The organism is Streptomyces sp. DSM 116793, assembly GCF_057320905.1.
Map to the genome: position 1 here is coordinate 4,288,918 of NZ_CM170494.1, position 12,881 is coordinate 4,301,798.

Annotated in this window: 16 protein-coding genes; 3 read left to right on the top strand and 13 right to left on the bottom strand. The window is 67.6% G+C overall.

The window, feature by feature from the left end; genetic code table 11:
- The 10 genes from traA to ACSMXW_RS16590 all read right to left on the bottom strand — a co-directional run bounded on the left by traA (position 1) and on the right by ACSMXW_RS16590 (position 4,875).
- Positions 1-537, bottom strand: a complete 537-nt coding sequence (traA, locus tag ACSMXW_RS16545) for a plasmid transfer protein TraA (protein WP_485807305.1) — start codon at positions 535-537, stop codon at positions 1-3.
- Positions 538-987: a hypothetical protein gene (locus ACSMXW_RS16550; RefSeq protein WP_485807307.1), complete on the bottom strand. Its 450-nt coding sequence runs from the start codon at positions 985-987 to the stop codon at positions 538-540.
- 120 nt (positions 988-1,107) lie between these two features.
- Complete coding sequence (locus tag ACSMXW_RS16555; RefSeq protein WP_485807308.1) at positions 1,108-1,419, bottom strand: hypothetical protein; 312 nt, start codon at positions 1,417-1,419, stop codon at positions 1,108-1,110.
- A 55-nt stretch (positions 1,420-1,474) separates the two neighbouring features.
- On the bottom strand, positions 1,475-1,810 hold the full coding sequence (locus tag ACSMXW_RS16560) for an RRQRL motif-containing zinc-binding protein (RefSeq protein WP_485807310.1): 336 nt from the start codon (positions 1,808-1,810) through the stop codon (positions 1,475-1,477).
- Positions 1,807-2,985 (bottom strand): hypothetical protein, encoded by a 1,179-nt coding sequence (locus tag ACSMXW_RS16565; protein ID WP_485807312.1) that lies wholly within the window; start codon positions 2,983-2,985, stop codon positions 1,807-1,809. The genes ACSMXW_RS16560 and ACSMXW_RS16565 overlap by 4 nt, the downstream gene beginning before the upstream one ends.
- On the bottom strand, positions 2,982-3,311 hold the full coding sequence (locus ACSMXW_RS16570) for a hypothetical protein (protein WP_485807313.1): 330 nt from the start codon (positions 3,309-3,311) through the stop codon (positions 2,982-2,984). Before ACSMXW_RS16570 ends, ACSMXW_RS16565 begins: the two co-directional genes overlap by 4 nt.
- A complete protein-coding gene (locus tag ACSMXW_RS16575) occupies positions 3,308-3,589 on the bottom strand; it encodes a DUF6284 family protein (protein ID WP_485807315.1) in 282 nt (93 codons plus the stop codon). Before ACSMXW_RS16575 ends, ACSMXW_RS16570 begins: the two co-directional genes overlap by 4 nt.
- Positions 3,590-3,807: 218 nt before the next feature.
- On the bottom strand, positions 3,808-4,230 hold the full coding sequence (locus tag ACSMXW_RS16580) for an NUDIX domain-containing protein (RefSeq protein WP_485807317.1): 423 nt from the start codon (positions 4,228-4,230) through the stop codon (positions 3,808-3,810).
- Positions 4,231-4,461: 231 nt separating this feature from the next.
- Entirely contained in the window at positions 4,462-4,620 is a 159-nt protein-coding gene (locus ACSMXW_RS16585) for a hypothetical protein (protein WP_485807319.1), read from the bottom strand.
- 105 nt (positions 4,621-4,725) lie between these two features.
- Positions 4,726-4,875: a hypothetical protein gene (locus ACSMXW_RS16590; protein WP_485807321.1), complete on the bottom strand. Its 150-nt coding sequence runs from the start codon at positions 4,873-4,875 to the stop codon at positions 4,726-4,728.
- 957 nt (positions 4,876-5,832) lie between these two features.
- Here ACSMXW_RS16590 and ACSMXW_RS16595 point away from each other — a divergent pair.
- Positions 5,833-6,591 (top strand): helix-turn-helix domain-containing protein, encoded by a 759-nt coding sequence (locus ACSMXW_RS16595; RefSeq protein WP_485807322.1) that lies wholly within the window; start codon positions 5,833-5,835, stop codon positions 6,589-6,591.
- Between the two features lie 2 nt (positions 6,592-6,593).
- Positions 6,594-7,067 (top strand): NUDIX domain-containing protein, encoded by a 474-nt coding sequence (locus ACSMXW_RS16600; RefSeq protein ID WP_485807324.1) that lies wholly within the window; start codon positions 6,594-6,596, stop codon positions 7,065-7,067.
- Here the strand turns inward: ACSMXW_RS16600 and ACSMXW_RS16605 are convergent.
- Both ACSMXW_RS16605 and ACSMXW_RS16610 read right to left on the bottom strand, forming a co-directional pair.
- Positions 7,055-7,621: an HD domain-containing protein gene (locus ACSMXW_RS16605; RefSeq protein WP_485807326.1), complete on the bottom strand. Its 567-nt coding sequence runs from the start codon at positions 7,619-7,621 to the stop codon at positions 7,055-7,057. The genes ACSMXW_RS16600 and ACSMXW_RS16605 overlap by 13 nt on opposite strands.
- A gap of 2 nt (positions 7,622-7,623) precedes the next feature.
- The gene (locus ACSMXW_RS16610; protein ID WP_485807328.1) at positions 7,624-8,085 is read right to left on the bottom strand and encodes a GntR family transcriptional regulator; all 462 of its coding nucleotides are present in this window, start codon (positions 8,083-8,085) and stop codon (positions 7,624-7,626) included.
- A 571-nt stretch (positions 8,086-8,656) separates the two neighbouring features.
- Between ACSMXW_RS16610 and ACSMXW_RS16615 the strand changes: the two genes are divergently transcribed.
- Positions 8,657-10,129 carry an AAA family ATPase gene (locus ACSMXW_RS16615; RefSeq protein WP_485807329.1) on the top strand — a complete coding sequence of 491 codons (1,473 nt, stop codon included), beginning with the start codon at positions 8,657-8,659 and terminating at the stop codon, positions 10,127-10,129.
- Positions 10,130-10,181: 52 nt separating this feature from the next.
- Here ACSMXW_RS16615 and ACSMXW_RS16620 read toward each other — a convergent pair whose 3' ends face one another.
- Positions 10,182-12,872, bottom strand: a complete 2,691-nt coding sequence (locus ACSMXW_RS16620; protein WP_485807331.1) for an HD domain-containing protein — start codon at positions 12,870-12,872, stop codon at positions 10,182-10,184.
- Between the last annotated feature and the right edge of the window lie 9 nt (positions 12,873-12,881).

Below are 12,881 nucleotides of genomic sequence, written 5' to 3' on the forward strand. Positions count from 1 at the left end.
TTACTGCTGGGCCCAGTCCATGCGCGGGCCCTGCGGGCGCCGGGCACGGTGACGGACGCGGTTGATCTCCTCCTCGTACTGCTGCTGGAATGTCGCGTACGTGGCGGCGGCGTTCATGGCCGCGGAACGCAGTGCATCCGCGGACTTCTGCAACTTGCGGGCCACCTTGTTCGCCCTGCTACGCGAGCCACCCAGGCGGCCCTCCGGGTCCGGCACGGCCCCGAGCACGCCCTTGAGGATCTCGGCGCCCATGGCCACCTCAATGGACAGGGCGACCCCGGCGGCGCGCAGGCTGTTGCAGTAGTGCCGCACCTGCGCCGGGGAGGAGAAGTCCGGCTCCGGCAGAAGCGTCTGCCCCTGCCCGCCGCTGCTGGACTGCCTGCCGGACTGGGCGGGGGCGGTGTTGGTGCGGTTGCCGGCGTTGACGTTCAGGGTGATGCCGGGCGCGAAGGTGGCGCCCCACTTCGCGGAGTTGGTGAACTTGTGGGTCGGGTCCGCGGATGCCGCGGCCGGGCCGGTGGTGTCGTAGGCGGTCATTCAGTGCTTCCTTCCAAGACCGAGGAGCAGCCAGAGAGACTGAGCAGCCAGGGCGAGCAGCACCCACGCGGTGTCGAGGGCGCCGGCCAGCGGACCGAAGGCGGCGGCCAGGGCGAGCCAGGCCAGGGCGGAAGTCACCACGGCGGCCTGTAAGGCGGGCACGAGGTGATCGAGCGGGTCCCGCAACCGCAGATGGCCATGAACGGCCAGCCACACGGCCGGGACGGCCACCGCCGGGGCGAGGACCAGCGAGGTCCACCAGCCCAGCGCATGCAGCACCACAGCCAGCGGCACAGCCGCCACGGCCGCGCCCGCCGGGACGAGCGGGCGGCGGTGGCGCCACAGCCACCGCACCACCGCACCGGCGGCCAGCAGGGCCCACGACGGGCGGTGCGGCACCACGACAAGGAACGGATCCGAGCGGTGCCCGCGCTGATGCGGGATCCGCACAGCCGTCACACCCGGACCACGGCCGGTCGTTCGTTTGGACACAGGGAAAACCCCCAGATCAGGAGAGGGGCCCGGCCGCGTGTGGGATGCGGCGGCCGGGCCAGGGGACGGCGGGAGGGTTCAGACGTGGTGGTGCGGGTGAGCGGCGGCGATCTCCTGCCAATGGCGGTTCTCCGCGGCGCTCACGTGCCCCAGGCTGACCTTGAAGTCGCACCCGGCCTCGCGGCAGCGGTGCGTAGTCATAGAGGCGGTCTGCACGATGCGGTCGAACAGCTCCAGCAGCGAGCCGAAGACGCCGAACCAGCACGGGGCGATCAGCAGCGGCGGCACGTCGTAGGCGGCCAGGCGGACAGCGACGGCCGTGGCGATGCCGACCGCGGCGGTTACTTCGATCAAGAGCGGCAGGTGGCGGCGGACCCGGGAGGGCTTCATGCGGACTCCAGAGGGAATGGACCGGACCGGCAGGTCCAGGGGCTGGTGGGGTTGGTCAGAGCGGGACTTCGCACAGATCGGCGCAGGTGACGCACATGCCGAGCGTGGGTGGGATGACGTACCACCTCTGCTGTCCGCACTCGGGGCAGGTGCGGCGGGCGGTGTTGGCCTTAGCCAGCGCCGCCCACCGGGCTGGGGTCATCGGCCGCACGGGCTTCGCGGCGTCGATGCGGTAGAGGTAGGCCACCAGTGGCGGCCGGCGCCGCCGGGACCGCCGAAGCTCCGCGGCCACGTCCTGACCACCCGGCCGCAGGCCCCGGGACCGGAGCTGACGGCGCGTGGCCAGCCCGTCGGGTGCGCAGCGCCAGGGGTAGACGGGCAGGCGGCTCACGGGGTGTTCTCCTCGTGGGACATCAGCACGCCCCACGCCTTGCGGACGCGCTGCTCCCCGCCGACGTATCCGGCGTCGCGGAAGGCGGTCGCGGCCTGCCGGTAGGACATGGGCGGGTCGGCGGAGTAGCGCAGGTGCCGCAGCACGACGATGAGCTGAACGTCGGACAGCGGCTCACCCGTGGCGGGGGTCGTCACGCCCGCGACGGCCGCGACCTCTTCCAGCGTCACGGGCCCCTGCGCCGGCAGCTTCACCATGTCCGGATCAGGCTCCGCCGGGGTGGGTGTGCCGGTGGGCGTCACGGGCGTGACGCCGGGGTCCGTCGCGGGAGTCACGGGCTCGGTGGCCTGCGGCTCCGGCTCCACGGGATCGGGCGTGACCTGCGCGTCCTGCTGCGGCTCGGGCTCCGCTGTGGGCAGAGCCTCACCCTGGACCGCCGGGTGCTCTACAGCGGCCGGTGCGGGGGCCTGGGGGGTGTCGAGGGCGGGAGGCGTCACGGCCGTGACGGTGGGCGTCACGGGTGTGACGGGCAGGGCGAACATGCCCGCCAGGGCCGCATCCGCGCCGTCGGTCATCCGCTCGCGCTGCACGTCCACCAGGTGCGCACCGAGCTGCATATCCCCGGTGCCGACCTTCTTGGCCAGCTTCCAGGACTCCAGCTCCGATTCCTGCCGGGCACCCTTATCGGGGTGGTTCGCGGCGCGGGCCCGGTGGTAGGCGAGCCGCTGCATGACCGCGGCGTTGCGGCGCTGGGCTTCGGCGTCCACGCCGGTGCGGTAGACCACGATCCGCCGGGCCAGCAGCCCCATACCCTCAGCCGAGACGCACATGGCCATCGGAGTGACCGCGAAGACCACCGCTTCCGTGGTCGACTTCGCGACGGCGGCGCCGGTCAGGGAGGCCACCGCGGGCAGCGTCCACAGCCCGATACGGACCGGGGCCGGGGACGACTGCCCGAGCATGGTCAACCCGACCAGGGTCAGCGCCAGAACCAGCGTCGCGCCTTCGCCGGCCGCTACTACGCCGAGCGCGGTGGCGGACCGCTTGAAGACGGACGTGATGTTGCTGTAGGTGCCGTACGCACCCAGGCTCCCGAAGGCGACCATGGGCACCGCGGCGGCACCCAACACGACCTGCTGGCCCCTACTCAGGGACCGCTGTACCGGCGTGCTCACGCCGCACCCCCGTCCACAAAGGGGATGTCGGTGTAGCCGGTCAGGTGCACCTCAGCGCCCGCGTAGTCGGTCGACGCCTTCAGCACACGCGTCGTGCCGCTTCGCCCGCACTGGACCCCGTGCGTCACCTGCTCCGGCGGCACGGCCAGCGCCTCCCGCCACGCCTCAAACGCGTCCAGACCCTCGTGGAACCGCAGGTTCAGCCGCTCGGGGTAGACATCGGTCAGGTCGACGTTCGGGGCGGGCAAGTGCCCGAAATCCGCGGCCAGCAGCCGCAGCACCCGCAGGGGCGCGGCCAGCGCGTCCAGCGTCAGTCGCTCGCTCACGCCGCACCACCCATCTCGGCGAAGCGGTTGGCGAGGCCGGTGACGCGGTTGGCCAGGTCGCGCCGGGCGCCCAGCACCCGGGACTCCGCCCGCCGCAAGCGCCGCGCGTCCAGCTCCGTGGCCGGGCGGTCCAGGAGACCGATCTCCACGTCAAGCAAGTCGACCTCCGCCAGAACGACGGGCATCTCCAGCCCGGTGGCGTACAGGTCCACATCCGTGGGCTCCACCCACGGTGAGGGCTCCGTAACAGAGCCCTGATCAGCACCGATGTGCTTCATCGGGTCACGTTTCCTCTCGGATCTGGAACGGCCCACAAGAGCGGCCCCGGTGCGTCACCACCGGGGCCGCGGCCGTTCAGGGAAGCGCCACACCGCCAAGCGGAGGGCGAAGTGCCCCGGCCGGGAGTCGAACCCGGCCTTCGACCATCGGGGCGGTGGTGCCAGTCGCGGCGCGTGCGCCGACGCCGCGGCGAGATGACCCTTCGGGATGTGGCGGGTCAGCGTGCGGTGGCTGCGCGCAGGATGTCGGCGTGGTCGAACGCCACCTGCTCCGGCAGCGCGGTGAGCGGCCACCAGCGGGCCACGGCGGCGTCGTCCCCGGCGGTGATCGGGGTACCGGCCGGGACGGTGGCCTGGTAGGCGACGGTGACGTACCGGCCGCGCGGGTCCCGGCCGGGCTGGTCCCACGTGCCGATCTGGCGCAGGTCAGCGGGCGCCACGGTCAGCCCGGTCTCCTCTGCCAGTTCGCGGGCTGCGGCGGCGCGGCTGGTCTCACCCGGGTCCACATGGCCCCCGGGCAGGGCCCAGTGCCCCGTGAACGGCTCGTCGCCGCGCTGGATGAGGAGCACGTGGCCGTCGGGGGTGACGGCAAGGACGTCGGCGGTGTACCGGATGGTCTCGAAGAGCTCAGCACTGGTCATGAACACACTCCAGGAAGGTCAGGAATCAGGTTGGTGGTGCGCGCCCCGGACCGGATCCGATCCGGCGCCCTCGCGGCTTGTCCGGGGCTGGCCGGTCCGAGTACCGGTCAGGCGAAGTACGCGCCTGCGGTCATCACGAACCGGTCGTGTGCATCGAGTGCGGCTTGCCGCATGGCCTGAAGTTCGGCCAGGTCACGGGCATCGCGCATGACGTAGGTGGCGGTCGTGGCGTCAGATCGCCTGGACCTCCAGGAAGAGGAGGGTCCCGTCTGCACAGCGGATCCCGACGGTGCTGGGGTCATCGGGGATCTCGTCGGCTGCCTCGACAGCAGGGTGTGGGGTGGTGTTCAGGTGCTCGCGAAGTACGTTGGCCAGCTCTTCTGTGGTCACAGGAACTCCCTTGGCGCTGGTTGCTCGGGCGGTGATGAGGTGAGTGGGAGCCGCGGTCACGGCGACCGGGGGACGGATATGCCGTGACCGCGGCGATCGAGGGGGTTACTGGCTGGTGAGGTGCGCGGCGTCGCTCTGCGCGTCGCGTGCCTGCTGCTGCATCCATTCACGTTCCGCGCCCGTGGCGGGCGGGTCGTTGTCGATGGCAGCGGCCACGTTCTCCCCGTACTGCTGCAAGTGCTCAGCGAGATCCACGCTCACTCACCACCCGCAGCGGCCCGGAGCTCCGGGCTGGTGTCCCCCGGACGGACCGGCCGAGGCGAGCGGACCGGATCCAGAGCCCAGAAAGTCGGGAAGAGGTACGGGTGCGACGGCCGGCGGATCGGCAGCGGCTCCTTCGTGCGCTCGTGCTCGCTGCCGGCCATCAGCGGCGCCCCCAGCCGTTCTCGCTGCGCCGGTTCTGCTCCGCGTTCTTGCGGGACAGCTCTTCCCGCTCCGCATCTGTAAGACTGGTGAACACAGGTTCCTCCACGTCAGGTGCCTGTACGCGGCATCCCGGGGGGCATCCCGGGATGCCGCAGGCATGGAGTCGGGCTCTCCGGCTCCCCGCGCTCCCGCCCGTACGTCCTCACGCGGTGCGCGGAACGGACGGGCGGGAGAGGCAGCCGGCCGCAGCGTCAACGCTGCGAGACCAGAGCGGACCGGAGATGACCGGTACGCCGCTGCCGCGGAGTACCGGTCCCGAGCCGGGAAATCGGGCGCGTCATCGTCACTGCTCTGACGCCAGCAGGGCGACGCCCACCAGGTGGCGCCCCGAGGGGTTTCCTCCCGAAAAGGAGGCATGATCCCCCGGGCCGTTTCTCCAGAGCTGGCGGGCAAGGAAGTGGTCGCCGGGCGGCCATCACCCGGGCCGTTGCGGGGACGGGGACTCTCACCCCGTCGACTTGGCACGCTGTTCAGTTCTCAAGGCACAGACGCTTCCTTCGAACCCCTTCCAGGGCCCTCCGGGCGTTGCGTTGTAGTACCTGTTTTACAGGTACTGTATGGGGGTGCGTCAAGTCAGCCGGTCGAGATCCTTGGATTTGCTGTCGGCTTCCTTGTCGCCCCATCAGAATCGCCGCAGGTCGGGGGACTTGGTTACCCAATCTCTGGACAGCTCCGGGTCATCTGGCTACCGTCAAGACGTCCCTAGACGTCCCCTCGGAGGGTGAGATGTCCAACGAGCGCTTAAGGTCTGCCCTCTTGGCTCAGGGCATGTCTGTGCAAGACCTCGCGGAAGTGATCGGGGTCAACCCCAAGACGGTCGAACGCTGGATCGCTCAGGGGAAGGTGCCGTACCGGCGGCACCAGTACGCGACGGCAACGGCACTCAAGGTCGACGTGACGACGCTGTGGCCGGACGACGGCAGGGCTGTCGAGAGCGCCGCCGACCTGAGCAAGGCAGAGATCGTCACCGTGTACCCGCACCGACACACGGTGCCTCCGAGGCTCTGGCGTGAGATGTACGCGCGGGCCAGCAAGCATCTGGACGTGCTGGTGTACTCCGGGCTCTTTCTGTCGGAGGACCCCACGGTCCTCGACATCTTCAAAGCGAAGGCCGGAAGCGCCCAGGTCCGTGTGCTGCTGGGTGATCCCGGCTGTGCGGCGGTCAAGCAACGAGGGATAGACGAAGGTCATCAGATCATGGATGGCAAGATCCGGAATGCCCTGCTCAACTACAGGCCGGTCGTGGCGAGCCGCCCGGAGATCGACCTACGGCTGCACGACACGACCCTGTACAACTCGATCTATCGGGCTGACGACGAGATGTTGGTGAATCCCCACGTCTACGGGATCGGGGCCTACTTGGCGCCCGTCTTCCATCTCCGTCGCCTGCCGGGTGGCGGCCTGTTCGACACGTACGCGAATAGCATCGAGCACACCTGGGAGGGGGCCCGGAAGGTCACCGATCGCGACATCACAGGAGGCTGACCATGGGACGCATCGACTACTACCACGACCCGGACGCTCCGCCGGCCAACTCCGTCGTGCCATCGGTCGTGGCGTTCGTGCAGAACGAGACCGGGGACATTCTGGTGATCGAGCGGTCCGACAACGGACGCTGGGCCCTGCCGGGCGGCGGGCACGACCTCGGCGAGTCCATCAAGGACACCGTGGTCCGGGAGGTCTGGGAAGAGACCGGCCTGAAAGTGGAGGTCGTGAGCCTGTCCGGGATCTACACCGACCCCGGCCACGTGATGCAGTACGACGACGGAGAGGTACGCCAGCAGTTCAGCATGTGCTTCCGCGCGCGGCCGGTCGCAGGCGACCTGCGTACGAGCGACGAGACGACGCAGGTCCGCTGGGTCTCCCCAGCGGACCTGCTGAATTTCGACGTACACCCGACCATGCGACTCCGGATCGAGCACGCGCTAGACCGGAGCCGGACGGAGCCCTACATCGGCTGACGCTTGGCCGCGGCCACCCGTTCGAGCACGCGGGCGGTGCTTGCCAGGATCTCCGGTTCGGCGCGGCGGATGAACGTGCCGATCAGGCTGTCCGGCCCGTAGCGGCCGGAGATCTCGTTGATCCGGTCCACCGGATTCGTGGGCGTGCCGTCCGGCGTGGTGTTCATGTCGCAGTAGCAGAGCGCGTCATTCAGGCTCTCGTCCATGCGAGCGAACTCGGCTTCCAGTTCCTCTCGCAGACCCCGGGCTTCAGCCTCCATCCACGCACAGGAGTGGTGTGCGACCAGCCGCACAAGACGCTCATCAGCGCGCGCAACAGCACGGAGGTACCGCGCACCGTCCAAGGGATGAAGCCCGGTCTTGATGAGATCCGGCGAGTAGCCGATGTCGTGCAGCACCGCAGCGGCCGTCAGCAGATCGGCGTCCGGCCCGAGACAGGGCGCGAGCGTCTTCGCCCGGGCGGCGACGCCTTGCGAGTGTGCCCATCGGCGGGGCAGCGGCTCGGCGAGCAGGGATTCGGCGAGCGGGTACGCCCACTCAGTCAGCGACGACAAGGCTAGAAGTGCTCCTCTCGATTCGGCAGCGCGCGGACCGTCCGCACCGCTCCCTGTCTTCCTTCCGAAAGCCAACCGGCGGCTTCCAGCTTTTCCAGTGCTCGGGTGACAGTCGGACGCGATGCGCCAAACCGTTGAGAGAGCGCCGAAGCGCTGGGGAACGGATCCCCGACCTTGAGCTTGTCGTCGGTGAAGACGTCGACAATACGGTCGGCAAGTGGGCGGCGGTCCGCGTGATGACCACTGCGGATCACGCGCCAGCGCCCGCCTGGTACGGGCTCCGCGAGTCCCTGCTCACGAAGCACGCCGAACACCCGAAGTGCCACACCACGGGAGACCCCGTGGTCGCGCATGATCTCTGCTGCGGACGGGAGCTCCGTCATCTCCGGGTGCTTCTCGATCCGCGCGCTCAACACGTCTGCGATCTTCAGAAAGGTCCCCCGAGGGCTGGCCTGCCGCGACACTCGCACTCCCTCTCTGTGTCTGTCGTCGGGGTCAAGCGTCGCATGCCGTAGGCCAGGAGTGGAGGTGGCCCGTCTGGGCCACCTGGTGTCGCGTGTGGTGTCAGCCGTTGCCTCAATCACCCCATCCTTGTCCTGATCTTTGTCCAGTGCACCGCGGGACGCTGCTGTTCATGGCGGTACACGCAGCTCGTCTGACCTGCCGAGTGAACCGCCGTGAACGGCCCCGCACGGCCATGCGGACAGTTGGAAAGCGTGTTGGGGGCAACCCCTCACGAGTTCGAATCTCGTATCCTCCGCAGCCGCCTGAACAGGCGAAACGAGGAGTCGGACCGCTCTGCGCGGTCCGACTCCTCGTTGTGCGTTGGTCTCAGTTTTGGTCTCGTTTACTTCCGACATTCAAGGCATTCTTCTCGCATGTGCGGCTCGCCGCTCCCGCGAGCTTTGATCCCCTTCAAGGGGGGCACTCGCGGATGCGGCATGGCGATTACCGAGCGGCATCCGCGCAGGTACGCACCGCTCACAATATAGGGGTATGTTTCATGGAGGCTTACTTCTATATCTGGGGTGTGGCATGGACAAGCCTGCCGAGATGTTCGACCGGGACTACGAGTGGTCGTCGCTGAGGCGGTTCATCACCGACCCACAACCGGGCGCGACTCTCGGCGTGGTCTCCGGACGTCGCCGCCAAGGCAAGACCTTCCTGCTGGACGCCGCGTGCCGCGCCGCCGGAGGTTTCTATTTCGGTGCGACCGAAGCCACGGACGCCGAGTCACTGCGGAGGATCAGCACCGCCCTGACCGATCACGTCCGGCCCGCCAGCCCGTTCCACTTCGCCAACTGGTCCGAGGCGGTCGACACGCTTCTTGCCCTCGGCTCCGAACGCCCCGTCCCCGTTGTGATCGACGAGTTTCCGTACCTGGCCAAGGCCAACCCGGAACTGCCCTCAATCATCCAGGAGGCTCTGCGGCCCCTGCGTGATCAGCGCACCCGCTCGCGCACTCGGCTGCTGCTGTGCGGCTCAGCGCTGTCCTTCATGGGCCGGCTACTGTCGGGCAACGCCCCGCTGCGCGGACGGGCTGGCCTGGAACTGGTCGTCCGCCCCCTCGACCACCGCCTCGCCGCGGACTTCTGGGACATCACCGACCCCCGTCTGGCCATGAAGGTCAACGCGATCGTCGGCGGCACGCCCGCCTATCGGCGCGAGTTCGCGCGCGGCGACACTCCCAAGGGGCCGGACGACTTCGACGACTGGGTTGTCCGCACCGTCCTCAATCCCGAGACCCCCCTCTTCCGCGAGGCCCGCTACCTGCTCGCCGAAGAGCCCGACCTTCGCGACACCGCCCTGTACCTGTCCGTCCTGGCCGCCGTCGCTGATGGCAACGCCACCCGAGGCGGCATGGCCAGCTATCTGGAACGCAAGGCCACCGATATCGCGCACCCCATCAACGTGCTGGAAGACGCGGGACTGCTCCACCGCGACGCGGACGCATTCCGTGACAACCGTCCCACGTATCGCATCGCAGAACCGCTGATCGGCTTCTACCATGCGATCATGCGCCCGGTATGGGACCAGCTCGAACGCCCGGGCAGTGCGACACGGGTCTGGCAAGCCAGCCGCCGACGCTTCGTGAGCAATGTCCTGGGGCCTCATTTCGAACAGGTCTGCCGCGACTGGGCGCTCCATCACGCCGATCCCGACCTTCTGGGCGGTCTGCCCGCCCACGTGGGACATGGCGTGGTGCGCGACTCCGAGGCCCGCATCGGCCATGAGGTCGACGTGGCGGTGATCGGCATCGCCGACGTCGGCAAACCTCCGCTCCTGGCCATCGGAGAGGCCAAGTGGAACGACACCATGGGCATTGCCCACATCGACCGCCTCCGGCATATCCGCAGCCTTGTCAGCCAGGCCGGACGTTATGACACCACCGACACTCGGCTCATCTGTTTCAGCGGAGCAGGATTCAACGACAAAGCCCATGCAGCAGCGGAAGCCGACACTGATGTCCGTCTTATCGACCTGGCTGCGCTCTACAGCCAGGAGTGAAGGCGCGCACCGAGACCGGAACGGCAGCCACCACGGAGATGATCAGCTGCCTTCAGCTGGGGTTGTCAGGACGCTGCAATAGATAGCCCCAGACAGGGTCCAGTGCCTCGTCGTCCAAGGCCAGGGAGTCGGACCAGTGACGCTGTTCGAGCGGAGCAAGCAGGTCCTCAATGGTGCACAGCCAAGCCTCGCACAGGGCACGCAAGAAGAGCCCGTAAAGGCCACCGGACATTCGCCACCAGACCTTCTCCCAGGTCAGAGTGGGATGGTTGCGCGCGGATTCATACTCCGTGTCACGGTTCAGAATGTCCGGGAAAACGCCTGCGAAAGGAGGAAGAGGCGCTCTCAGGAAGAAGACGACCCAGTTGTCGGGGAGTTGCACGTTCCGTCCCGACAGGTAGTGATAGACCTGCGGTGGCCGGGTCCGGGCAGCGACATTTGGGCCTGATGCCAGGAAGACTTCTGTCCGCTGTGCGGCCCATGCCGCGACATCGATCGGACGGAGCAGGCCCTGTGCTGTAAGGGCAAAAGCGATGTCGTCCGAGAGGCTGTTGCACGCACTGTGCAGCGTGCTGGCCAGTTCCACTTGGACCGAGTTGCCGAAGTGCCCGATGTCGCGAAGCTGTTGTTCCTGGGTGCGCAACCACTGACGAACCTGAGCCTGATCTGCCACCAGGCTCGCCTTGTCCCTCGAAGCCCGGCTGGGCTGACCGGCAAGGTATCCGGCGAAGGCCATTGTTTGGTCAGCCAGGAAGCCGTTCACTGGGACAATCCCACTGAAGTTGCCTTGCCCTTGGTAGTTCAAGTCCGTCCAGAGTGTGGCCAGTCCGATGCGCCGCCCGGATCCGTCCACCAGCTCTGTTGCCCGTTCAACAAAGGCGTCACGCAGTTGGAGACGTTGCTTCTCTTGCCCAGCACGCCAACTGTCCATCAAGGGTGGGTAGAGGCGATCGAAGACTTCCTCGGGTGCTCCTGTGGCCAGTGCGAAGGGTGGAATGGTGTCGGACTGCGTCGCATCGGGCTCCCAAATGCGGATCGGGACAGCGTTCTCCAGGACCAGTCGGCGAATCAACTGGCCGAGCCGATCATCGCTGGTCCTGCGGAGGAGCCCCTGAATGTCATAGGGGTTCATCTTGAGCCTGACGCGCACCGTCGTGCCCGTCGCAGCACGGCCGCCAGCAGGTAGTGGGGTAAGCAGTGGCCGATGTGCGGGGCCGTCGAATGTCAGGCGACGCGCGTCCGCCACAGAGGCGTCGTAGCGGCGGCTGATCAGTTCGACCTGGTCGCCAAGCAGAAACACCGAGAAGAAGCCGATTCCGAATCGGCCTGCAGGCTGGAATCCTCCGCTGGCCAGGCCGGGGAGACAATTGCGAATGCGGGTGGAGCTCCAGCCGCTGGTCCCGAAGTCGAGAAGGCCGTGAACGAGGGTCTCCTCGTCCATTCCAATGCCGTTGTCGCGAATCTCCAGGTACCAGGAGCCCTCGGCGGCGGTGAGGGTTACGTCGATCCGGCCTTCGCTGGCGTCAGCCTCTAAGGCGTGGCGAGCGAGGACAGCATCCTGGGCGTTTTGGATCAGCTCACGAACAGCGACCTCGGGTTCGTTGCCGTATAGCTGCTCCCCGCCCAAGGTCTCGACCAGGGCAGGTACATCGGAGACTTTGACGGTGGCATCGATGGGCGGCCAGTCAGACACCGGGAAGAGTTCCGCGAAGCGCTCGGGAGAGTCGACTCTGGCGACCGCACGGGCGGCGAGCCGCCTGTGACCCAGGTCGTGCAGGAGGGCATCGACTTTCTTCAACTCCTGATCGACGCCACGCAGGTAGTCCAGGGCCAGCCACCAGGCACTGGCGTCATGAGGGAAGAACGGTCTCAGCGACGTGTAAGTGATCCGGTCGCCGTCCAGGTGTGGGCGGCTCACGTGTTCCTGGAAACGCCAGTGTTCACGGGAAATGCCTTGTGGTTTCCGCAGGGAGAATAGAAACGTCGGGGCACGACGGCTGTCGATCTGGGCCGCGTCGGCAAGCCGCAGGATGCAGGCCAGCTTGAGCGGTTCGATGATCCAATCCGCTGGCTGCCAGGTCAGCGAGCCTTTCGCTGTACGGAACCGATCCGCGAGTTTGTCCACTGACCACCAGTGACTGGCTGCCAGCTCGCCGATCAATGGACCATATGCTTCACGTAGCTGAACGTCCTGCATGAGGAAGATCTCGTTGCCCGTACTGGACGGCCACGGCTGGTCCACCAGCTTCCGAGCCTGCTCAGCGTGCGTCTCACGGATTGCGGTCGCCTGACACGCTTCCGCGATCTCGGCCGGCGGCGTGTCCAGCTCAGCCCGATCCGGCCAGCATCCCTTCCGATGGAAATAAGCGACCGACACCAGGTCACGCCACCGTTGTTGTCCTAGGGCGTCAGGAACACTCGTCTCGTAGGAGGCCGCCCCCATCGCGGCATCGTGCAACACGAAGGCACAGCCCAGAACGTATGCCTCAGCCGGATTCAGCCCCACCTGATCACCGCACATGAGACTGGCCGTCTCCCACAGCGCGTCCACGTGGCTGATGTCATGCACAGTGAACTCGGGCATACTGCGTGCGTTCTCTGCCAGGAGTACAGCCGCGTTGTCCCGCATGGCCAGATACGACACGCGCAATCGCTCACGCTGACTGTAGTGGTCATCGTTACGCAGACGCGCAGCAAGGGTCTTCTGCCACAGAGGCGCACTGACGAAGTCAAGCTCAGGCACTGGGAATGA